The sequence below is a fragment of the Thalassotalea marina genome (assembly GCF_014656435.1).
Classification (GTDB): domain Bacteria; phylum Pseudomonadota; class Gammaproteobacteria; order Enterobacterales; family Alteromonadaceae; genus Thalassotalea_C; species Thalassotalea_C marina.
The window spans coordinates 212,000-235,279 of the sequence record NZ_BNCK01000005.1 but is presented as its reverse complement, the minus strand read 5'-3'; the positions used below and the strand labels follow the sequence as shown (position 1 = coordinate 235,279).

23 protein-coding genes are annotated in these 23,280 nt (G+C 38.2%); 14 read left to right on the top strand and 9 right to left on the bottom strand.

Going from position 1 to position 23,280, the window contains the following annotated elements:
• The first annotated feature begins 14 nt into the window (after positions 1–14).
• The 5 genes from IE199_RS12615 to IE199_RS12595 all read left to right on the top strand — a co-directional run bounded on the left by IE199_RS12615 (position 15) and on the right by IE199_RS12595 (position 4,258).
• Complete coding sequence (locus IE199_RS12615; RefSeq protein WP_189771046.1) at positions 15–380, top strand: SirB2 family protein; 366 nt, start codon at positions 15–17, stop codon at positions 378–380.
• Between the two features lie 75 nt (positions 381–455).
• Positions 456–1,262: a SirB1 family protein gene (locus IE199_RS12610; RefSeq protein WP_189771044.1), complete on the top strand. Its 807-nt coding sequence runs from the start codon at positions 456–458 to the stop codon at positions 1,260–1,262.
• 73 nt (positions 1,263–1,335) lie between these two features.
• The gene (locus IE199_RS12605) at positions 1,336–2,610 is read left to right on the top strand and encodes a DUF819 family protein (RefSeq protein ID WP_189771042.1); all 1,275 of its coding nucleotides are present in this window, start codon (positions 1,336–1,338) and stop codon (positions 2,608–2,610) included.
• Between the two features lie 14 nt (positions 2,611–2,624).
• The gene (gene kdsA / locus IE199_RS12600) at positions 2,625–3,467 is read left to right on the top strand and encodes a 3-deoxy-8-phosphooctulonate synthase (RefSeq protein WP_189771040.1); all 843 of its coding nucleotides are present in this window, start codon (positions 2,625–2,627) and stop codon (positions 3,465–3,467) included.
• A 191-nt stretch (positions 3,468–3,658) separates the two neighbouring features.
• Positions 3,659–4,258 carry a glutathione S-transferase N-terminal domain-containing protein gene (locus IE199_RS12595; protein ID WP_189771038.1) on the top strand — a complete coding sequence of 200 codons (600 nt, stop codon included), beginning with the start codon at positions 3,659–3,661 and terminating at the stop codon, positions 4,256–4,258.
• Between the two features lie 160 nt (positions 4,259–4,418).
• On the opposite strand, the gene IE199_RS12590 is transcribed toward IE199_RS12595, so the two are convergent.
• Positions 4,419–4,694 (bottom strand): hypothetical protein, encoded by a 276-nt coding sequence (locus IE199_RS12590; protein WP_189771036.1) that lies wholly within the window; start codon positions 4,692–4,694, stop codon positions 4,419–4,421.
• Between the two features lie 291 nt (positions 4,695–4,985).
• On the opposite strand from IE199_RS12590, the gene IE199_RS12585 reads away from it, so the two are divergent.
• The 6 genes from IE199_RS12585 to IE199_RS12560 all read left to right on the top strand — a co-directional run bounded on the left by IE199_RS12585 (position 4,986) and on the right by IE199_RS12560 (position 13,796).
• The gene (locus IE199_RS12585; RefSeq protein ID WP_189771034.1) at positions 4,986–5,909 is read left to right on the top strand and encodes a transcriptional regulator GcvA; all 924 of its coding nucleotides are present in this window, start codon (positions 4,986–4,988) and stop codon (positions 5,907–5,909) included.
• Positions 5,899–6,540 carry an alpha/beta family hydrolase gene (locus tag IE199_RS12580; RefSeq protein WP_189771032.1) on the top strand — a complete coding sequence of 214 codons (642 nt, stop codon included), beginning with the start codon at positions 5,899–5,901 and terminating at the stop codon, positions 6,538–6,540. Before IE199_RS12585 ends, IE199_RS12580 begins: the two co-directional genes overlap by 11 nt.
• Positions 6,533–6,919: a DUF423 domain-containing protein gene (locus tag IE199_RS12575; protein WP_189771031.1), complete on the top strand. Its 387-nt coding sequence runs from the start codon at positions 6,533–6,535 to the stop codon at positions 6,917–6,919. Before IE199_RS12580 ends, IE199_RS12575 begins: the two co-directional genes overlap by 8 nt.
• 2 nt (positions 6,920–6,921) lie before the next feature.
• Positions 6,922–8,010, top strand: a complete 1,089-nt coding sequence (gene rlmM / locus IE199_RS12570) for a 23S rRNA (cytidine(2498)-2'-O)-methyltransferase RlmM (protein ID WP_189771030.1) — start codon at positions 6,922–6,924, stop codon at positions 8,008–8,010.
• Between the two features lie 158 nt (positions 8,011–8,168).
• Positions 8,169–12,152, top strand: a complete 3,984-nt coding sequence (locus IE199_RS12565) for a hybrid sensor histidine kinase/response regulator transcription factor (RefSeq protein ID WP_189771028.1) — start codon at positions 8,169–8,171, stop codon at positions 12,150–12,152.
• Positions 12,153–12,293: 141 nt separating this feature from the next.
• Complete coding sequence (locus tag IE199_RS12560; protein WP_229854696.1) at positions 12,294–13,796, top strand: CsgG/HfaB family protein; 1,503 nt, start codon at positions 12,294–12,296, stop codon at positions 13,794–13,796.
• Positions 13,797–13,860: 64 nt separating this feature from the next.
• Here the strand turns inward: IE199_RS12560 and IE199_RS12555 are convergent, their stop codons facing one another.
• From IE199_RS12555 to queF, 6 genes are all read right to left on the bottom strand, one after another.
• Positions 13,861–14,868, bottom strand: coding sequence for an isocitrate dehydrogenase (locus IE199_RS12555; protein ID WP_189771026.1), 1,008 nt, complete (start codon positions 14,866–14,868; stop codon positions 13,861–13,863).
• A gap of 373 nt (positions 14,869–15,241) precedes the next feature.
• Positions 15,242–15,688 (bottom strand): DUF3192 domain-containing protein, encoded by a 447-nt coding sequence (locus tag IE199_RS12550; protein ID WP_189771024.1) that lies wholly within the window; start codon positions 15,686–15,688, stop codon positions 15,242–15,244.
• A gap of 124 nt (positions 15,689–15,812) precedes the next feature.
• Positions 15,813–16,625: a flap endonuclease Xni gene (gene xni / locus IE199_RS12545; protein WP_189771022.1), complete on the bottom strand. Its 813-nt coding sequence runs from the start codon at positions 16,623–16,625 to the stop codon at positions 15,813–15,815.
• Complete coding sequence (gene ppnN / locus IE199_RS12540) at positions 16,626–17,975, bottom strand: nucleotide 5'-monophosphate nucleosidase PpnN (protein ID WP_189771014.1); 1,350 nt, start codon at positions 17,973–17,975, stop codon at positions 16,626–16,628.
• Positions 17,976–17,989: 14 nt separating this feature from the next.
• Entirely contained in the window at positions 17,990–19,597 is a 1,608-nt protein-coding gene (locus IE199_RS12535) for a diguanylate cyclase domain-containing protein (protein ID WP_189771012.1), read from the bottom strand.
• Positions 19,598–19,773: 176 nt separating this feature from the next.
• Positions 19,774–20,619, bottom strand: a complete 846-nt coding sequence (queF, locus tag IE199_RS12530; RefSeq protein WP_189771354.1) for an NADPH-dependent 7-cyano-7-deazaguanine reductase QueF — start codon at positions 20,617–20,619, stop codon at positions 19,774–19,776.
• Positions 20,620–20,679: 60 nt separating this feature from the next.
• On the opposite strand from queF, the gene syd reads away from it, so the two are divergent.
• A complete protein-coding gene (syd, locus tag IE199_RS12525) occupies positions 20,680–21,249 on the top strand; it encodes a SecY-interacting protein (protein ID WP_189771004.1) in 570 nt (189 codons plus the stop codon).
• On the opposite strand, the gene IE199_RS12520 is transcribed toward syd, so the two are convergent.
• Positions 21,250–21,552, bottom strand: a complete 303-nt coding sequence (locus tag IE199_RS12520; protein WP_189771002.1) for a hypothetical protein — start codon at positions 21,550–21,552, stop codon at positions 21,250–21,252.
• A gap of 178 nt (positions 21,553–21,730) precedes the next feature.
• Here IE199_RS12520 and IE199_RS12515 point away from each other — a divergent pair, with 178 nt between their 5' ends.
• Complete coding sequence (locus tag IE199_RS12515) at positions 21,731–22,117, top strand: DUF3192 domain-containing protein (RefSeq protein WP_189771000.1); 387 nt, start codon at positions 21,731–21,733, stop codon at positions 22,115–22,117.
• Positions 22,118–22,170: 53 nt separating this feature from the next.
• Here the strand turns inward: IE199_RS12515 and yhbY are convergent, their stop codons facing one another.
• A complete protein-coding gene (gene yhbY, locus IE199_RS12510) occupies positions 22,171–22,467 on the bottom strand; it encodes a ribosome assembly RNA-binding protein YhbY (RefSeq protein WP_189770998.1) in 297 nt (98 codons plus the stop codon).
• A gap of 114 nt (positions 22,468–22,581) precedes the next feature.
• Here yhbY and rlmE point away from each other — a divergent pair, with 114 nt between their 5' ends.
• Complete coding sequence (rlmE, locus tag IE199_RS12505) at positions 22,582–23,211, top strand: 23S rRNA (uridine(2552)-2'-O)-methyltransferase RlmE (RefSeq protein ID WP_189770990.1); 630 nt, start codon at positions 22,582–22,584, stop codon at positions 23,209–23,211.
• Positions 23,212–23,280 lie beyond the last annotated feature (69 nt).

The window sequence follows — 23,280 nt, the reverse complement described above, 5'->3', positions numbered from 1 at the left end:
AGCAAGGTATTAACATGTTTAAGCATTTACATATGACATTGGCGGTATTGAGTATTTCGTTATTCACCATTCGCTTTTTTTGGACGTTAGTTGGTTCAAAACAACTAGATAAAAAATGGGTAAAGATCACCCCACATATTATTGATACTTTGTTATTGTGTGCGGGTATCGCATTAATGATTCAGTTTGGTTGGAATCCGCTTGAACATAAATGGTTGGCAGAAAAACTCTTAGCACTATTTGCTTATATTTTTACCGCTTTCTATGCGTTGAAATTAGCTAGAAATCGTGTAATGCAAGTATTAGGTTATGTCGGTGCGGTAGGTTGGTTTTTGCTTATTGCCAAAATAGCCATGACTAAACAAAATTTTCTTTTATAAACCTAGTCTTTAAATTTTTAAGTTTGCCCATATGCTAACAGTGCAATGGGCAAACCAGAGTAGTAATTTAATTTAATGAATGATTTGTTGTTGTCTGAAATTGACTCAGAACAAAATAATTTATTGGCATCACTAGCACTGATTGAAGAACATATCTTTCAGAAAAATGTTAGCGAAAATATTCAACAAGCTTTGTCGACTATTATAGAAACTTGTCGAGATTCGATAGAAGGTATCGACGAGCCAATGGCACAAGCTGAATGTCTGATCAACGCGCTTTATGTTGATGAGCTGTTTATCGATCAAGAACGAAATCGCTGGCCTTTGTCTGCTTGTTTAATTGAATCCTCTATTGGTCAACGTGTAATTTCGCCGGTGTTAAAGGCTGTTATTATCCAGCATATTGCTAATCAATGTGATCTTGAAGCGGAAGTTGTCTATGTACCTGAAAAAGTGATGGTGCGTATTATTTGTGATGATCTTTATTCAATTATTTTTGATCCAATAACAGGCGAGTCGATAAACTGGGAAGAGTTAGATCGACGCCTAGAAGGTATAAATAATGAGTCGTTACAACCACACTTACCACCCATGGAATGCAAAAGTATCGTGCTTGAGCATTTAACTTTACTTAAGAATGTATTAATTATTGAAAAGCGCTTTGATTATGCACTTGTATGTGTGGATTTAATTTTATCAATTAGACCTGACGATCCATTTGAACGTCGAGATCGTGGATTTTTGCTTCATCAGCTGGATTGTTTTAAAGTAGCTTACGACGATTATCAGTATTTTGTTGATGCCTGCCCAAAGGACCCAGCAGCGCAACTTTTAAAATTACAACTCGACAATATTAGCGTCGCTGAAACGGTTCTTCATTAGTTGACGCTAGTATTAAAAGCACCAATTTTGGTGCTTTAGTATAATAATAAACCATCTATAATTGGGAGAATTCATGTCTGCAGAGTCTACTGCTGGCGATGTTGCTGTACACGCGCCTCTAATTACCAATGATGCCACTATTCTTGGTATTTTTGCTTTGATGCTAGGTTGGGTTTTTTATACCTCTAGCAGTAAATCACCTTTTTGGAAGAAGTTTTACGGCGTAGTGCCTGCAGTTTTGCTGTGTTATTTCCTACCTTCACTACTAAATACCTTTGATATTATTCGCGGCGAAGATTCTCAGCTTTACTATGTTGCTTCTCGCTACTTATTGCCTGCCTGTTTAGTGTTATTAACATTAAGTATCGACTTTCCTGCGATTAAAAAACTGGGTGGTAAGGCCATTATTTTATTTTTAACAGGTACTTTGGGCATTGTTATTGGCGGGCCTATAGCTATTTTGGTTGTCGCGAGCGTTTTCCCAGAAATAATCGGGGTGTCAGGGCCAGAAGCTGCATGGCGTGGCATGACAACTGTCGCTGGTAGTTGGATAGGCGGTAGTGCAAACCAAGCCGCGATGAAAGAAATTTATGGCGCAGGTGATGCAATATTTTCAGTTATGGTTACCGTTGACGTTATCGTTGCTAACCTTTGGATGGCTGTCCTTTTGGTCATGTCAGGCCGTGCGGCACAAATTGATGCAAAAACTGGCGCCGATGTTTCTGCTATTGAAGAGCTGAAAGAGAAAGTGGAACAGTTTCACGCTAAGCATGCTCGTATACCAACGTTAGCAGATTTGATGATTATTGTTGCGATTGGTTTAGGTGTAACAGGATTTGCTCATTTATTTGCAGATGTGGTCACGCCTTATTTTGTCGAAAATCACCCTGATCTAGCAAAATTTAGTTTCCATAGTAAATTCTTTTGGATGGTTATTTTTGCCAGTACTTGTGGCGTGATTTTGTCATTTACCAAAGTGAGAAACTTAGAGGGAGCAGGTGCTTCTAAAATAGGTAGTGCATTTTTATACATACTTATTGCGACTGTTGGTATGAAGATGGACGTACGCATGATCATGGACGCTCCAAAGTTCTTCTTTATTGGTGTGGTTTGGATGTTAGTTCACGCTTCATTAATGTTAATTGTAGCTAGAATGATAAAAGCACCATTGTTTTATATGGCAGTTGGTAGCCAAGCAAACGTTGGCGGTGCGGCCTCTGCGCCGATTGTTGCTTCGGCATTCCATCCATCACTAGCACCAGTTGGCGTTTTACTTGCCGTGTTTGGTTATACCTTAGGTACCTACATGGCTTGGCTATGTGGTCAATTACTGCAAGCTGTAGGATGATTTAGGAATTATTTATGACGATTAAACAAGTTAGCGTTGGTGCAATAGATGTTGCCAACGATAAGCCATTTACCTTATTTGGTGGTATGAATGTGCTCGAGTCTCGTGATTTAGCAATGCGTATTGCTGAACACTATGTACAAGTAACGCAAAAACTTCAAATTCCATATGTATTTAAAGCGTCTTTTGATAAAGCAAATCGCTCGTCAGTGCATTCATATCGTGGCCCTGGTATGGAAGAAGGTTTAAAGATCTTTGAAGAAATTAAATCTACATTTAATGTTCCGGTCATTACCGATGTGCATGAACCTTATCAAGCACAACCGGTTGCTGACGTAGTTGATATTATTCAGTTGCCAGCATTTTTAGCTCGCCAAACTGATCTCGTTGTTGCTATGGCAAAAACGGGCGCAGCAATCAACGTGAAAAAGCCTCAGTTTTTAGCGGCACACGAAATGCGTCATATCATTAAAAAGTTTGCTGAAGCGGGTAATGAAAATGTGATCTTGTGCGAGCGCGGTAGTTGTTATGGTTACAACAATTTAATTGTCGACATGCTAGCCATGGATGAAATGAAAAGCTTTGCGCCGGTAATCTTTGATGCGACCCACGCACTGCAAAAACCGGGCGGCAGAGAAAGCTCTGCTGACGGGCGCCGTGAACAAGCTGCACAGTTAGCACGTAGTGGAATGGCTTTAGGAATTGCAGGTCTATTTATCGAAGCTCATCCAAATCCAAATGAAGCTAAATGTGATGGGCCATGTGCATTACCATTAGATAAACTAGAGCCGTATTTAGCGCAAATGAAGGCAGTTGATGATGTAGTTAAAAGCTTTCCCGCGTTAATCACTGAATAACAACACACTTAAAAGTGAGATAGAAGGAAGCCTAGGCTTCCTTTTTTATTGCCAACATTTGTTTGTTAGCAATTCAAGGTTTACACATTATTGGGATATTCTTCGCGATAGCGATGAAGGGTATATTAATGTTCGAATTTTAATGATAAAACTTAAGGTTAATGGAATTTTTTGAAAAAGGGTAAATCATTGTGAAGCTTATCGTTGGTACAGAATCTACTTGGTCTCTAAGAGCTTGGATATGCAGTCAGTTGGCCAAGCAAAAGGTAAATATTGAAGTAATAGATTTATCAGCACCTAACTATAAAGCGGAAATTTACAAACACTCTAAAACGGGGTTAGTTCCAGCACTTACGCACGATGACGTGTATGTGCATGATTCACTTGCCATCATGGAGTATTTAAATGAATGCTCTTCAAAGGCTATTTTGCCAGCATTAGCTGCGCAGAGAGCATTAGCAAGGAGTTTGTGTGCTGAGCTACACTCGGGATTTATGCAAATTAGAATGTGCTGCCCATTTTCAACTCAACCTGTGCAAAAAGTTACAGATTTTAGTGCGATTGAGACCGAGCTGAAACGCTTGGAAGCAATATTTGAAAGCGCTCAATTACCCTTTATGTTTCATGAAGCAAGTGCTGTTGATGCATTTTACGCAATATTAGCTTACAGGTTAGAAAGTTATGGTATTCAATTAAAAGGTAAGGCTGGTGAGTATCAAACATCGTTAATCCAATGGCCACTGTTGCAAAGTGCTATTGAGCTTGCATTTGATTGGAATAAAAAAGCTTAACTTAGCAGATAAAAAAAGGGTGCCATAGGCACCCAAAATGTTTTATTGCGAGCATTTATCGGGAGGTCAACCCCGATGCTTGCTAAACGGCTAGAGACTCGTTTAGCAAGCTATAATCAGTAAAGCCTGGTTGGGGAGTAGCTTTACCGAGAAATTCATGTTATTCAGCAATTAGTGTGTTTTTAGCAATTAATTGTGAATTATCTTTCTTGGTTAAGTTAATCGTCATCATTTCTGAATTAACTGGTTGTAAAGGCGCAATTTCAGACACCATTTGTTGTAATGTCGTGCTGATTTCAGCTTTAATGCTCGCTTTAATTTCAGTTACTTTTACTGGTTCAGCCTTTAAAATTGGCGTAGTTTTAGCAAAAGCTACGCTAGTAGAACCTATGCCAGTAATAACGAGAGCATTAATTAGTAATTTAACTAGTTTCATTGTTTGTCACCTAAAGTATATTTAATCATCCAAAATAGATGTTAGGGACTTGGTCTCGTTTTGGTGAGCGTTAGTTATTCGCCCATTGCCTTGCTACAATTTTGTGTCGTTGTAGTAAAAAAAGATGTCGTCCTTCATCTACGGTGCGAATATTAAGGTAATCCTCGCCTTTTTAAAAATGACAAATTATAATGTTTTAGATTAGAAAAACTAATCCGAAGCTGTTTTTTTAAATTTGTAGAGTATTTATTCAATTTATTTACATAATCATTTAATGGAAATTCAAACTAAATGGCAATAAGGTTACCGCCACTCAATGCTTTACGTGCCTTTGAGGTGTCTGCGAGACAATTGAGTTTTACAAGGGCAGCTGAGGAATTATTCGTCACTCAGGCTGCAATTAGTCATCAAATTAAAGCTTTGGAAGAGCATTTGGGGCTAAAATTATTCATGCGAAAAAATAGGGCGCTGTTATTAACTGAAGAAGGTCAAGCTTATTATCAAGACATCAAAGAAGTTTTTACCTCCTTGCATGATGCCACCGAAAGGTTATTGGCTAGGGGAGCCAAAGGGTCGATCACTGTCAGCTTGCAGCCAAGTTTTGCTATTCAATGGTTAGTGCCAAGATTAAATGCATTTAATTTGCTAAACCCAGATGTAGATGTTCGGATTAAAGCGGTTGATCAGGCTGATAACTCTTTAACCGAAGATGTTGATGTTGCGATTTATTACGGGCGAGGTCGCTGGTCAAATTTACATGCTGACCAACTACACACTGAATATTTGATCCCGGTTTGTTCTCCATTGTTATTAGAGGGCCCTAAGCCACTTAAAACGATTCAAGATTTAACACAGCACACATTATTGCATGATACCTCTCGACGCGATTGGAAGCGCTGGTTTAAAGAAGCAAACGTGCGTGGTACCAATGTTAATCATGGTCCAATATTTAGTCACTCTGCCATGGTGGTGCAAGCAGCCGTGCATGGTCAAGGTGTTGCTTTGACGCAACGAATTTTAGCAATGCCAGATTTGAAAGCTGGCAGGTTGGTGATGCCACTTGATCATACATTAGTCAGCAAAAATGCGTTTTATTTGGTTTGTCGTAAACATCAATTAGAGTTAGGTAAAATTGCGGCATTTAGAGATTGGGTCCTTGAAACAGTAGCCTCAGAAGAAACAGATGATGTAGAAGAGATTTTAGATGTCTATTAGTAAGATTGAATCACATGTTGAACAAGCCAAAGCACATTTAATATTTGCACATGGTGCAGGAGCCGATAAGTCATCGGAATTTATGACAAGGTTTACACAATTACTCAATGATGCAGCATATAGTGTTACTCGCTTTAATTTTCCTTATATGGACAGGAGAATAGCAGAGGATAAAAAGTTTCCACCCGATAGAATGCCTAAATTGCTTGATTGTTTTGAACAAGTGTTGACAGATTGTGAACAAGATTTGCCTTTGTACTTGATAGGTAAATCAATGGGCGGACGGGTTGCAGCTACTTTATCTGGTGATAGTGAAATTAATAGTGCGCACTTAACTAAAATCAAAGGCGTAATTTGCTTAGGTTATCCATTTCATCCGATAGGAAAACCTGAAAAACTTAGGATGACGCCCATTGAAACGCTTAAAAAAACTGCACTGATTTTACAGGGTGAAAGGGATAAATTAGGAGACAAGGAAATGATTGCCACTCTAGATATACCTAAGTTGTGTCAGGTCGTATTTTTGCCAGATGGTGATCATGATTTAAAACCACGCGTTAAATCAGGCAAAACACATGAGCAAAACTTACGTCAAGCTGTTAGAGAAATAGAGGTATTTATTGGTGAATAAAAGTATATTTCAACGATTGCTTTTTATCTTTATTGGTGTCAGCGGCGCTTTTTCTGTATTATTCGGCGCTTGGTTGGCGCATGCTGGTCAACATCTGTCGCCAGATGTTGTAGAGAAATTGCAAACCGCCCAATTTTATCAATTAACACACACCCTTGCGCTATTGGCTGTTTTATTTGTATTAAAACACGCGTGGTCGCGAGTATTGACCATTACCGCCATTTTATTGGTTATTGGTATATGCGCTTTTAGCGGCAGTATCTATATTAAATATTTGGTAGGTTGGCAAACCGTTGGGAAATTAGCTCCATACGGTGGTATGTCGATGGCTTTAGCATGGCTGAGCCTTATTTTTTATGCAAAGAGAAAGCAAGAGTAACAATGGCAGCTATTGTTTTATATTGTCGCCCAGGATTTGAGAAAGACTGCGGGGCAGAAATCCAAGAGAAAGCCGCTTGGAATCAGGTGTATGGTTATCTACAGCTGAGTAAAAATTCAGGCATCGTTTTTTTTCATTTAAATAATCCAGATGAAGGGGAAGTGCTTTTAGCTAAAATTCCTTTGAAACGGCTTATATTTGCAAGACAGTGGTTTTTAACCTTAACAGACAAAATTGAACTGCCTGAATACAATCGTGTTGAAGCAATTACAGAGGCGCTTGGGCAAGAGTGGCAATACAGTGATTTACGAATGGAAACGCCCGATACAAATGATGGAAAATCATTGTCGAAGTTTTGTCGTAAACTGGCTGTACCATTAAGACAAGCATTGAGGCAAAAGAAAATTTTATCTGCTAAAGGGGATAACGATGGTGCAATATTGCATGCGTTATTTTTCTCCGGCTCAGAAGTTATTCTAGGGTATTCATTAGGTACCAATTCATCTGAACATGTTATGGGGATCCCTCGCTTAAAATTTCCATCACAGGCTCCAAGTCGTTCTACATTAAAACTCGATGAAGCGTTTTTGTATTTTATTCCCAGAGACGAATGGGATACTAGACTAACCTCAGGGTTACACGCAGTTGATCTTGGTGCTTCACCAGGAGGATGGACGTATCAATTGGTACGCCGTGGAATGATGGTGACGTCAATCGACAATGGCCCCATGGCTGAATCACTGATGGACACTGGGCAGGTTAAACACAAAATGGTAGACGGTTTTAAATATGTCCCCGCCAAGAAAAACGTCTACTGGTTGGTGTGTGACATGATTGAAAAGCCTCAGAGAGTTGCTAAATTAATGGCAACTTGGTTACTCAGAGGTGATTGCAAAGAAGCGATGTTTAACTTGAAGTTACCCATGAAAGGTCGATATCAGCAAGTTCAAGAAGATTTGCAAATGATAAAAGATATGTTTGCCGAATATGATGTTAAATATGAGCTGTATGCAAAACATCTTTATTACGATCGTGAGGAAGTTACCGTACACGCGCGATTGCTGACACCAGCACCATATTTCGAGCTGTAAACAATTTAAATATGAAGCGAAAGGCCAGATATTAATCTGGCCTTTTTTACATTAGGCTTGGCAAGTGGTCTTACGATAGGATACTATTTATCGCAATGTCCAGTATATCGTATTGAAAAATTTAATTTTTTAATAGATAGATAAACGTTGTATGTGTCATGCCTAAACAAGGATTTTTTATTACTGCCATTGCAGTGATATTTACAGTTACTAGTTGTTTGCCACTCTCTGTTAGTGCACAGGTCAAAACTAGCTTTGTTGATTACTTTGAGCATTTTGGTTTTGAGCAAAACCTAAGCCAAGGCAGTGCTAATTGTATGATGAGAGGGCTGAAAGGGTATCTTTGGGTTGGTACACAGGGCGGCCTCAATCGTTTTAATGGCATTGAATTTCAATCTTACTTAGCAGATGGCAGCACGAAAAACCCTCCTGGCAATTGGATCACTGGATGTGCTCAAGACGAGCAAGGTTATTTGTGGTTTGCAACCAAGTCCGCTGGTATTACTCGCTACAATACTCACACTGATACTTTCAAATTCTTTAACAAACAAAGCACTTCAACGATAACGGATGATAGATTTAACAGCCTGTATTTTGATCAAAAACAGTTTCTATGGGCTGGAAGTGCCGACGGGGTTTTATATCGTATAAATCCAACAACAGCTCACATTGATCGTTTTGTTAACGATGCTAAAAGTGTTGGAAAAATAAATGCCATTATTTCGAGTGTTAATCACCAAATATGGTTGGCCACATCTACAGGCTTGTTTTACCTAGATCTAGATAAAGGCCGTTTGTTTTCAGCTGATTTGCAGATAGATGATGCAACAAAAATACAGTCAGAAATATGGACGTTAAGCACTGACCAAAACGGCCAGCTTTGGATAGGCGCTAAAACTGGTTTGTATAAGCTATCTAAAGTAAATGAACAACTCGTGTTGGAAAAATCCTCCTTAAACACTGGTTGGGTAACGGCAATAACCGAGAGAATCCCGGGTGAGTTATGGATAAATACTTATGGCAGCGGGCTTTACGTTTACGACACAATCAGCGGTGACTTTCAGCAATTCACCGTTAATAAAAATAATGAAAACAGTATTAAAAATAACTACTTGCTATCTTTGTTTTTAGAAAGTGATCAAGATATTTGGCTCGGTACAGATGGTAAAGGGCTTCATCGATATTCAGTAAGAAGAAGTGAGTTCAACCATACGACACACATACCAGATAATAGCGCCTCACTCAGTCATGCCTTTGTAAGAGCAATTTCAAAAGATAAAAACGGGAATTTGTGGGTAGGAACCCGAGGTGGGTTAAACAAGAGACCAGCTAACCAAAAGCAATTTCTAACTTATCAACATCAAAAATCAAATATTGATAGCTTGCCTAACGATAATGTATTTGCCATTCACACTAGCACAGATAACAGCGTGTGGGTCGGTACTTATGGCGGAGGGTTGGCAAAATATAATGCTGAGCAGGATAACTTCGAACGCTTTACCGAAGCATCGGGTCTACCGACTAACTACATATTTTCAATTACAAGCAGCAGTGATAACACTTTGTGGTTAGGGACAAATAAAGGTTTGGTACATTTTGATCCTAAAACTGAACATATAAGGCACTTTTCGCATCAGGCTAATAATAAAAATAGCCTCAGTCAAAATACTGTAGTCGCACTGCTAGATGATGGGAAAGATACGCTCTGGGTAGCGACATTTTTAGGATTAAATCGTTTCAATAAACAAAATCAAACTTTTACTCAGGTTCAAAAAGGGCCTGAAGGTTTATCCGACAATATGGTTACCGCGCTCTATAAAGATGATAGAGGAAACCTATGGATAGGCACCATGAATGGACTCAACCGGTTACAAGCCAATGGTAAGATCAAACAATACGGTGTTGAGCACGGACTGCCAAATGCAAATGTATTTGGTATTTATCAGGGAGATGACAATCAGCTATGGCTTAGCACTAATAATGGCCTTGCTGCATATAACTACGATTCAGAAACTTTTAAACATTTTAATATCAATGACGGTGTTCAAGATAGATCATTTATTTTAGGTGCACACTTTGCAGATGCACAAGGGGCGCTATATTTTGGTGGCGTCAATGGATTTAATTATTTTAAACCGAGTAAACTTACTCGCATACAAACGCCACCAACCACAGTTTTAGAATCCTTCTATATATTTAACAGCAAAGTCGATTTTGGTGATCTTAATCATAGAACAACAGATGATGATGCAATATCCCTTGGTCATCAAGACTCTGTGTTCGGTATAGAGTTTTCTACTCCGCGTGCTTTTTATCAAGAGAAAGTTGAATATGCCTACCGATTAGTCGGCTTCGATAATAAATGGCTGACCACAGATGTTAAAAACCGAGTGGCGACCTTTACTAATATCCCAGCGGGCAGTTATCAACTTCAGGTTAAAGCGAAATATCCCGATACAGAATGGGGAGAAATTAGTTCGATAAAGATAGAGGTGAATGCCGCTCCTTGGTTAACCAAATGGGCAATTTCAGCTTATTTGGCTGTGGTAATTGCGATTATCTTAGGGTTTGTCCAGTTATACCGTAAAAAGCAACGAGCAGAACAAGATAAGCAGCTAGCCAATATGATGAACAGTGCAAAAGATGAATTGCTAGCGAATGTATCACACGAGTTTAAAACACCATTAACCCTTATTTTGGGTCCTACTAATGAGTTATTACAAACTTCACAAGGAAAAGTACAACAACAATTGCAGGGTATAAAACGAAATGCTCAGAAGCTCAATGTACTTGTTGATAATATTCTCAATGAGAAACAGATCAGCTCAAGTGAGTTAGGAGGAAGTTGTAATATTTCAGATATTGCTAGCCGACTTGTTGAGGACATGCAGTCATTAGCTCACGCAAACAACCAACAACTGCAGTTAAATTTAGTTGAAAATGTCACGCTATTTGTAGAACTATCACCTGAAAAAGCTGAACTTATTTTAGGGAACCTTGTATCAAATGCGATTAAATATGCTGGGAAAAACACAAAAATACAGGTTAAAATCCAAGAAATAGAAGGGAAGTGTGTTCTCAGTGTTAATGATAATGGGCTTGGTATATTACCCAATGAGCAAGAAAAGATATTCGAGCGTAATTTTAGAGCGGCGAATGTCAATGGTTCAGGGCATGGTCTTGGATTGGCCATAGTAAAAGGCTTAGTTGATCAAGCAGGCGGATCAATCCGTTTGCAATCAAACTATAGGCATGGAGCAACTTTTACCGTTGAACTGCCGATAGCGTATGAATTGAAAATGGCAGATGTCGCGCAAAAAAATCCTTTTGAAGAAAATACGACCAACAAAAAACTACTCATCATTGATGATAATGATGAAATTCGTCGTTATTTAAACGAAATATTATCGGTTCACTTTTGTTGTAAGTCTTCAGTTGATGGCGCTTCTGGTATTCAAGTAGCACAAGAGTGGCAGCCTGATGTCATTATTTCAGACGTAATGATGCCAAAAATGAATGGTTTAGAACTGTTGCACACATTGAGGACAAGTGAAGATATTAGCCATATACCTGTGTTGATGTTAAGTGCATATCCATCAAAGGCGTTAAAACTAAAAACGCTTACGCTACTAGCAGATGATTTTTTGCCAAAACCATTTACAAAACAAGAAGTGTTGGCAACTTTAAACAACATTTTGTCGATACGTGCAATGTCACAGCAAAAAGCATTGCAATCTATTCAATATGGAGAGGTAGAAGCTGTTCCTTTGATTGAGAATGTGCCAGAAGCAAAATCAGAATTTAGTGCTAAAGATCAAAAGTTTGTTGAGCAAATCAATGTATTATTACAACGTCATTATGCAGATGTCGATTTTACTTTATCTGATCTCGCTAAAGCTATGTTTATGAGCGAGCGAAATCTACAAATTAAGACTAAAGCGCTGTTTGGGGTTTCTCCTGTTGATTTAATTAAAGATGTACGGTTGCACAATGCAACTGTTCAGTTAACACAGTCTGCTTTAAGTATTGGAGAAATTGCACAATTGAATGGCTTTAACTCGCAAAGTTATTTTAGTAAGTGTTTTAAAGATAAATATGATGTAACACCTAATGTTTACCGCAAGGAACAAATCGCGGTGTAATTTTTTTCGTATTTTTATTAAAAAATTTCGTTTTAGTTATAAAGGTAACTTTATGATTATGTTAATTTTAAATTGCTTTTGAATAGTTGGATTTATATTTGTAAACCCAATGCAGTAGCCAGTTCTAATAAGGAGAGTAACGTGACTTTCAAAGCAAAAACCTTGGTTTTGGGCGCAACAATGGTGGGCTTAATGGCCTGTCAAAGTACTTCAACGACGGTAACGTCAGGACAAAACTCTCCTGACATTAACCAAGTAAAACAACAGGCATATAATGGCCCTAAAGCTCGAATTGCCGTTGCTCGCTTTACTGATAAATCAAATAACCATCATTGGTACAGTAAAGAAATTGGTAATGGTATGTCTGATCAACTGACAACATCATTGGTCAACACCAATCGCTTTATCGTGTTAGAGCGTAGTGCACTGGATACGGTTCTATCGGAACAAGATTTAGTGACATCTGGCCGTGTTAACGCTGACACAGGTGCTGGCTACGGTGCAATTGAAGGTGCAGAAATCGTTATTGTTGCTTCTGTTACTGAGTTTGATGATGGTAATTCTGGCGGTAGCATTGGCGGTTCAGGTATGTTGGGCAGTGTATTTAGTTCAGTAAAAGCTGGATTTTCGAGCTCTCATATGGCGATTGATATACGTCTAATTGATACAACAACATCAAGAATTCTAGCGGCAACCTCCGTGGAAAGCGGCACTAAAGATTTCGATTTAACCGGTGCACTTTACAATATTGGTGATTCTTTTAGTTCAGGTGCTTTAAGTGGCTGGTCTAATACACCAAAAGAAAAAGCGCTACGCGAAGTAATTGAGAAGGCGGTACAGTTTATTTTAACTAAGGTACCGGAAGACTTTTATCGTTACAACGCCAACAATACATTAGCCGCTGGTAAAACCGCGCCAAAGTTTGTTGCTAAGGTAAAGTCGAATGCGCCTAGTTCATCAACATTAACAAGTAATGTTGATGACGATGTAGTCGATTCTGGATCAACCAGCGCAATGTCATTAGACTCAGTAAAAATTGCTATGGCACAGGCGCAGTTAAATTGTCTTGGTTATCTATCTGATCAAGAAAAAGAAGGCAAGCTTACCCCTAATACAGTAAAAGCTTTAAAGAAATTCCAAAAGGACTCTGGCTTAACTGTTAACGGTGAATTAAATAAAACAACGAATAATGCATTAGCGGATACTGGTTGTATGAACAACACGGTTGGTGGCGCTTTCAGCATGATCGCAAATGCGTTTGTTGGTGCGGAAAAAACCAGTGATGAAGAGTATGCACGTGTTGATGATAATGACTTTTTGTTGATGCCTATGCGTGAAGAAAACGAGCGTGGTAAATTTGCTATTTCACATACTGACAGTGAAAGCGGTATGACAGAAATTGAAGTAATTGCTAAACATGCTGAATCAGGCGTAGCACTTAAAAAAGCACATGCAACGCTATTTAAGGTAAATTCAAGTGGTAATCTGGCCGATGAGCCTGATTACTTAAGACACGACGTAGTAGAGCCAGTAAACAGTGGCAGATACTATTTAAAAGTCGCTTCACATCAAAAGTTTTTTGCATCTGGTGACGTGATTTTAAAACGTGGTGTAAAAAATGTTATTACCGCAACATTAAATTAAAAGTGGTAAACAAAAAAATGCTCGCATTATGTGAGCATTTTTTTATGTTTTTAAAAGTTGTAGATTACAATCTTTCAAGAACAGCATCAGTGAAATCAGTTGTACCGTGCGTACCACCTAAATCACGAGTTGTTCTGTCACCCGTTTCTATTACTTCTGTGATAGCTTTACGAATAGCGTCAGCTTTGTCGCCCATCTCTAGGTATTCAAGCATTTGAATCGCAGCAAGAATAACAGAAGTAGGGTTGGCTAAGTTTTTACCAGCAATATCTGGTGCGCTGCCATGTACCGCTTCGAAAATAGCACAGTCTCTACCGATATTTGCGCCTGGTGCCATACCTAAACCGCCAACTAAACCTGCACATAAGTCAGATAAAATATCACCAAATAGGTTAGTAGTAACGATAACGTCAAATTGCTCTGGATTCATCACTAACTGCATACAACAGTTGTCGACAATCATCTCTGCTGACTCGATATCAGGATAACGTTCACCAACTTCTCTAGCTACTTTTAAGAACAAACCTGATGTTGATTTTAAAATGTTAGCTTTGTGAACTGCAGTCACCTTTTTACGGCCTTCTTTTCGAGCTGTCTCGTAAGCAAACTCAACAATGCGCTCAGCACCTTCACGAGTGATTAAACTCATTGCTTCCGCTTGTGAGCCGTCTTCAGCAACCGTTTGACCTAACCCTGAATACATACCTTCAGTATTTTCACGAATAGTGATGATATCGATGTTTTCGTAACGAGCTTTAGTGCCTTTAAATGATAGAACAGGTCTAACGTTAGCGTACAATTGAAACTGCTTACGTAATGTCACGTTAATTGAAGTGAAGCCTTCACCAACAGGAGTTGTTAAAGGGCCTTTTAACGTAATTTTATTTTTCTTAATTTTGTCGAGGGTTTCTTGAGGTACAAGTTCACCGTGCTTTTCTAACGCGGCTAAACCTGCATCTGCGTATTCATAGTCAAAATCACAGCCAGCTTTGTCTAATACTTTGATAGTTGCGTCGATAATATCAGGACCAATACCGTCGCCTTTAATTACTGTGATGGTTTGTTTTGCCATGTTTTTGTCCTTTAAATTGTTAAATCTAGAATTTTCGCTGCACTTTTGTTGATAGTCGCCGCGAAATTGCGCAGGTTTATATCACGTTGACTCGCTGTAAGCTAGCATGAAAACTTTTAAACATACTTAACTAAAACTCTAAAATGAACCGTTCAACCTACCTAGAGGCTCATTCAACATTGATTTTAAATTTCTTAGCGTCACTCGTCTGCGACAACATAAATCTGCGATTATTGTCATTGCTACAATATGTCACAATTATAGTAACGAACTGGTGTATTAGCACCATTCGACATTGGTATTAAAGAAAGCCACCGCATTAAGTTAAAAGTTAATAATTTTATAAATTAATGCAGTAGCTAAGAAATAACGATTAATCGTTATTAGGGAAGGGCACTTCGGTTGTATGAGCTTGCATATTAATACCGCTGTGCTCGTTAATCGCGTAATCCAAGCCTTTATAATGATCAGCAACAGCAAACTCAGTTAAGATGTTGTCAACAAAAAGCAAATAAGAACACTCGTCTTGGGTAGTTATACCATCAGACTTAACATGTTGTGTGCGATAAAATAATACCTGATAGTTTTTATCAAACGCTTTTTTGGCTTCGGTAATGTCAGGGTTACCTAAATGCTCTAGTGCATCATCAAAAGTAAACTCGCCAAGCTTTAGTTTACTGATAAATTGACGATTATAGGCTTCTCTATCTTCCCACTTCATATTGGCGGGGCTGTCATCATAAAAGTTAATGACGAGTAAAACGAAAATACCATATGCGGCTAATGCTAGAAAAATTCTAAATAAGACTTTCTTGCTCATATTTATATTTTAAGAAATCTTTAATTGTTACATTTTTGTATAGGATAACTATAAGTGAATTTTATTGAAAGTAATTTGCGACTGAACGTAATTAATCTTCGTTCTACCGCATATTAAAAGTGCTTTATGCTGATTGCGAATTTGGCAAGCGAATATCTTTTAAGTTAAACCCCAAAGGTATATCTTGCTTTAGCTGCAAAAGCTGTCTTGCTAGTTCTAGCTCTTGTTTTTGTTGTTCCAGTTTATCCTTGATGCTACTTTTCAAATTGTCCGCTTTTAAAATACCGTGTAATGAACCATATTCATTGAGCAGTTGAGCAGCAGTGACTTGGCCAATACCAGCAACGCCGGGAATTTTGTTAGTGCTGTCGCCTGTCAGCGACCACAAATCCATTAACTGACCAGGTTTTACATCAAACTTTTGTTGAACATAGTGGTTATCTAACTCTCTGCGGTTAAAGTAGTCATAAACCCGAATATGTTGATTAAGTAGTGATAAAAAGCATTTGTCCGTTGAAATAATCGTGACGTTTTGACTGCGCAAAGCTACCTTGATAGACAGTGTTGCAATCAGATCATCTGCTTCATCTTGCTCTGAAATTAATGAGTCAATATGTGATGCCATAAAACCATCTTGAATCGCAGGTAAGCTTTGTTCGAGATGAAGCGGCATTTTTTTACGGCCTTTTTTGTAGTCAGGATACAAAGAGTAGCGCCAACCTGGCTCTTTGCTGTCAAATACCGCAAGCGCATGTGTTGGTTGTGTATATTCAATGATGTTGTTTACAGCCTGCAAACAAGCTTTTTGGGTATTGTGCAACACTTGCTGCTTTGTGTTTTCAGCAAGTTCATTATTTAAAAGAAAAGGGCGCTCTTGAACGGCATAAATGCGACGAATTAAATTCATCGCATCAATGAGTACTACATGTGCCGTCATTTAGCCATTCCTTACTACTTTGTAACAAGGCACATATTCACTTCCAGGCAATTTCATGCGTTGCTGAGCGACAAATGACTGTAATAAGGCATCCATTAATTCCATGATTTTATCATCACCGGTAACGTTAAAGGGCCCATGTTTGCGAATTTCTTTAATGCCTTCTGATTTAACATTGCCGGCGACAATACCTGAAAATACGCGTCTTAAATTCGCGGCTAAAGATGCAACGTCCATATCAAATGTGATTTCAGTTTTAGCCATGTTTTCGTGAGTAGGGTTAAACGGATGTTGAAAAGCTTCGTCAATAGTTAATGCCCAGTTAAAGTGATAACTGTCACCAATTTGCTTGCGATAAGTTAGTACTTCTTCCAACCCTGCTTTCATGGTTTTAGCGACACTTTCAGCATCATTAACAATTATGGTGTATAAGCTTTGTGCTTTTTCACCAAGAGTAGCACCGATAAACTTATCTATTTGTTCAAAGTAGGCCATGCTTTCAGCGGGCCCAGTCAATATTATTGGTAATTTTTGGGCTTGGTTTTTCGGGTGTAACATAATGCCCAAAATATATAGCAACTCTTCTGCTGTTCCCGCACCGCCAGGGAAAATGATGATGCCATGTGACATTCGTACAAACGCTTCTAAGCGTTTTTCGATATCAGGCATGATCACTAGCTCAGACACGATCGGGTTAGGTGGTTCTGCGGCGATAATGCTAGGCTCTGTTAAGCCAATGTATCGACCATCTTTATGGCGTTGCTTAGCGTGACCAATGGTGGCACCTTTCATCGGGCCTTTCATTGCACCAGGACCACAACCGGTACAGATATTAAACCCTCTTAAGCCTAATTGATAACCTACTTCTTTAGTGTACTGGTATTCAATGTCATTAATAGAATGACCACCCCAACAGGTTACTAGGTTAGGCTCAGTGTCAGGTAAAATCGCATTAGCATTTCGTAAAATATCAAACGTGGTATGCGTAATGTTTGCACCACCTTCTAGATTGTGATCGTAACGGGTATGAGTGAATAAAATGTCTCGTAAAACTGCAGACAAATGTTCTTGTATACCACGGATAATCTTTCCATCAACAAAGGCGTGAGTTGGAGGGTTTTCGAGCGCGATTTTTACCCCGCGTTCCACTCTGAGTACTTGGATGTTAAAGTCTTGAAACTGTTGGTAAATAGCCTCTGCATCATCAGTATGGCTGCCTGAGTTTAATACCGCTAAAGAACAATTTCTATAAAGGTTATATAACTCGCTGCTAGCTGATTGCTGTAATTGTCCCACTTCTAATGGCGACAATAGTTTCATATTCCCTAACGGGTTTAACTGGATATGCATAGACAACTCCTTGACTACTGTTCGAGATAAACAACCTGATTTTTGCCGTTTTCTTTGGCTTGGTAAAGAGCGGTGTCAGCACGCTCAAATGCAATATGTACGTTGTCTTCTTGTGTTACGTGTGTTGCGCCAATAGATAAGGTCATACTGACTTTGTTATTTTTAAATTTAAAGGGCAGCTTAGCTACTGTTTTACGGAGCAGGTTCAGAATGTGCAGTAGTTCATCCTTATTTATGTCGGTGAACACAAAAACAAACTCTTCTCCACCGTACCGTGCTACAAATGCATGCTTTTCTAAATGTTTTTTAAACGTATTTGCTAATACTTGCAAGGTTTTATCTCCAGCAGTATGCCCATATGTGTCATTTATACGTTTAAAATTATCTAAATCAGCCACAACAATAGCCAATGGAATTCGTTTGTGCTGACATCTTGCGGTTTCTTTCGCAAAATGTTCGTCAAATGCGGCGCGATTGTTAAGTTTGGTAAGCGCGTCTTGTAAGCTTTTTTCCTGTTGTTCTTGAATGCGTTTTTCAAAAGTTTTACTTTGCTCTTCAAGTCGTGCCACACGTTCTTGCATGGTTATCAATTGTTCAGTAAACAATGCTTGTTGTGAGTGCTCAAATGAGGTTTTTTCTTCTAAGGTTTTGGCGATTGCTTGAAGTTTTGCATTGATATCAACTTTAATATCGACCAATGAGTTTGCTTTATCTAAATCGTTCGCCATTTCACAAATTTGGCTTTGCATTTTATCGTTGAGCTGTTGCAGCTTAGCTTGAGCAGATTCCTGACTTTTTACCGTTGTTGTCACTGCTGATTGAACGGTTGCTAAGGTTTCGCTTAATGTCGATAAAAAGATTTTTGCAGTATTTCTCTCACGTTGTAAATCTAAACTGATAACGTCAAAAGCTGCAAGGAAAGACGCTAGTAGCTTTTGTCTAGGTATGTCTTCGCTCAGTTCAGAACGAATTTTCTTAAGTTGCTCTTGGTACTGACGAGAGATGGTGATTTTGGCTAAATACTCTTCGAAGCGCTTAACTATTTTTACTTTATCAAGGCTTTGGCTAGTTTCGGTTATAACTGGAGCTTTTGTAACAGCCGATTGTAAAACACCGTTACTGAGAGTAGAAACATTACCTTGTTTTAAAGCATGCTGATAAAACGTCAGCAATTGACTCAAAATTGGAACGTATTGAGGTAATGTGGATTTTACTTCTTGGTTTTCATTAATAAGCGCTCGTAATTGACGTCTTAAATCGTCAGGTAACCCTTTAATTTTTTGAAGTGATTGCCCACCTTGCATAAATTTATCTTGCAGCGCTCTCATTTCGACATCATTTTTGGTGGTGTATTGATGTAAAATTTGTGAAATGTCGTTTATTAATTCCTCGATACTTTCTATAGATGCCGACTTGGTAAAAAGAGTTCTAAGCTTGGCTAGTTTGTTGTCTAAGGCGGTATCAGTTCCTTTGGCAACTTGACTTAATTTGATTATAAACTCGGAAAATAGCGACGACTGATGAGATAAATCGCTTTCTATGTTAGCTCGGGATGAAACAGCAGAGTCAAGTTTACGCTTTAAAGCAGCTAATTCTTTATCGACAGCGGAGTTGCTAGTCATGAAAGTTCAACGTCCTTCTAAAATCTACACATAATAGTAGCGGAAAAACTATAATATGCTATTGAAACTAAAAGGTATTCGAACGAGAAGAATACCTTTTGCAATTCTTTTAATAATATACGTAGTTGCTTAAAAAGTCAGTATAGATTGATGTAATTAGGCGAGTTTTTATTAATTTACTGCCGAGGTGTTCTTGCATCAGAAGCTTTAATGTCTTTACTTGAGCGTAGCGGGTTGATGTCTAAACCACCTCTACGTGTGTAACGCGCATAAACGGTTAAGCTGTTAGGTTGACAATGTTCCATTAAATCAAAGTAAATTCTCTCCACACATTGCTCGTGAAATTCGTTATGTTCTCTGAATGATATGAGATATTGAAGTAATGATTTGTGACAAATTTTATTGCCGGAATATTGAATATAGACACTTGCCCAATCGGGTTGGTTGGTTATTAGACAATTAGATTTTAACAAGTGTGACACTAAAGATTCATCAACGGTTTCTGCATTTTCAGTTAATTTTAAAAAGTCTGGGTTTAGTTGATAGTTGTCCATTTCGACATCTAATTCATCGATACAAACTGCTTCTAGTGACTTTATGGTTAATGCAGGGCAATTATCTACTGGAAATAAATTTACTTCTGCCTTGGTTCCACAAGTTTGACTCAAATCTTTTGTCATTAAATCGACAACTTCCTGCTCCGATTCAAATTTTGTTTGGTTAAAGCTATTTAGATAAAGTTTAAATGATTTTGACTCGACAATATTAGGACTCGTGCAAGGGAATCTAAATTCCGCAATTCTCACTATGGGTTTGCCCTTTGTATTTAACCAAGATACTTCGAAGCCATACCAAACATCCTCGCCGAAAAATGGTAAGTTAGTTTGATTTAAATTAAGTTCATCCCTGTTAAGGCTTCTTGGAACAGCTTGCAAAAGTGAAGGCTGATATTGACTGGTGTATTCAGTAGCTTTACCTAAGGTTAAGTTGTTCAATTCGGATGCGTTTTTATATTGGCTCATGGCGTCTAGATACAGTAAACTTGATTCAATTTCTCGTATTTTAAAAGAATAAGTCACTAGATGGAATCAACCAGCCCAAACTTGCACGATGCATTGATAAATTTTTCACAATCATACCTTGAACAATACCGTGACAAACTCGGTCACTTCCCGGTTGTAGAAGCTGACGAACAGTGGGCGTCGCCTTGTGAACTTAGTAAATTTAACGATGATTTAGTGCATTGGCAACCGATAAAAATAACGGAGCAATTAAGCTTTAACAATGTTGAAAATGCGTTGGAAATTAAGCTTCATCCCTCAATCAAAGCCTACTTCTCGACGATTTACAGCGAATCAATTCCTGCCACCTGTGAACACGGCCATCTTCAATTGTTATTTGCTTGGTCTAAAGATGATTTTGACAGGCTGCAACAAAACTTGATAGGTCATATTTTAATGAAGCAAAAGCTGAAACAAGATGTGACGCTTTTTTTTGCTGTAACAGATCAAGACGATCATGTAGTGACGTTAGATAATGCAACAGGTGAAGTTTGGGTGGAAAAAGTGGGACGTAAACCGCATAAAAAACTGGCTAACACCTTAGAAGAATTTATATTGCAACTATCACCTGATATTTATGTAGAGAAATAGCTATTTTTGCATTTCTTTCAGCATATTTTTTAACTCTTGTATTTCTTCTTTTAGTGGTTGAATAGCTTTATCTATCAGCGCCATAATTTCTTCATTTTTGCCAACGTGTTCTTGATTTTGTTCAGTGTTTGTTAATTTAACCGCAGTAAAATCAGGATCATGTTGCCAAGTTTTAAGCACAGATATTATTTTAGGTAATGCCACTGGCTGAGTAAGTTTTGTTTTTACGCGAGCGACGGTAGGCTTATTACCTTGGTTAGCAATTTGATTTGCGATGGCTAATATCTCGTCATTGATGGTCATATTGATTAACTCTACCTTGTATAATTAACTAGATTTTAGCGAATAAAACGAATGAAACGCTAGTTGAAAATTAATGTTTTTTAATAAAAATTATATTTTACAAAGGTTTATAATCTTTGGTTTAAGATTTGCTAACGTTTGACTCATGGAAAATACAATAATTAAGTAAGAGAATATTATGAAAAAATCTTTGTTAGCACTTTTGGTTACCGCTCCACTAACTTTATCATTAACAGGTTGTATCGTTGTTGCAGGCGACGATGATGGCTATAGCTACTCAATTGCAGACGACTTTAAAGATCGTGAATATAGCAATCGCAAAAAAATCGCTAGAATTGAATTAGGTGCAAGTTTTAATAGTGTTGAAACGACTATGGGTGTAGCTGACTTTACCGAAACCTATGAAAAAGATGGTGAAATGGTCAAAGTACTATTTTACCGCACACAACGCGTGCACAAAGATGATTTAACGACTCGTGATGAATGTACTTACTTATATTTCGTCAACGGAGAACTAAGACAAACTGGCCGTGGTGGAGATTTTTCAAGAAATACTGGTCATTAAAATTGCATAAAAAAAGCCGCTCTTTTATTTGAGCGGCTTTTTTGTATTTGGAGTTACAGTTTAGGAATATGAATTTTCTTCTCTTCACTTTGACGGTAAATAACTAATGTTTTACCAATCAACTGCACTTTAGTTGCTTCTGTTTCTCTACAGATAGCATCAACAATTAACCCTTTTACTTCACGATCATCAGTTGGGATTTTAACTTTGATAAGTTCATGATGATTAAGTGCGTAATCTATTTCGGCAATTACAGCTTCGGTTAAGCCATTGCTACCTAATAAAACGATAGGTTTGAGCGAGTGTGCTACACCTTTTAAATACTGAATTTGTTTTTTATTTAAGCTCATTAAAAAATTTCGTTACATGTTGGCTTGAATTATCGCTATTTTAACTCCATCTTGTTTGTAATACTAATAAAACCTGTATGGAAATCTAAGTTTCCAGAACAGCATTGGTTAAAAATGAGTAATAAAAAGAGAACAAATAGTAGCCAGCGTTGGATGCAAGAGCATTTCGACGACGAATATGTGAAAAAAGCCCAAAAACTTGGGTTGAGATCTCGTGCCGTATTCAAAATCGAAGAGATCAATGACAAAGATAAATTGATCAAACCGGGCATGAAAGTCGTAGATTTAGGAGCAGCTCCAGGAGGCTGGTCTGAATATGCGGTTAAAGCGGTAGGGCAAAATGGACAAGTAGTTGCTTGTGACATTTTGCCTATGGATCCAATTGCAGGAGTTGATTTTCTGCAAGGTGACTTTAGAGAAGACGCCGTGCTTGAAGCGTTATTATCTAGAATAGACGGTAAAAATATTGATGTTGTTATGTCAGATATGGCGGCCAACTTTACCGGAAATGAAGCCGCAGATTCAGCACGAAGTATGTATTTGGTCGAACTAGCATTAGATATGTGTCACCAAGTATTGAAGAAAAACGGCGCTTTTGTGGTCAAAGTATTTCAAGGAGCGGGATTTGATCAATATATGCAAGAAGTAAAAAACGTCTTTAAAGTGGTTAAAGTACGTAAACCTATGTCATCAAGAGCCAGATCAAGAGAAGTATATCTGGTGGCGACAGGGTTCAAATTGTAGTAAATTAAATAGAATTATCAAAACACGGTGTTTTACTCGTAAAAATGGCGTGTGATTTTCAAGTAAGAG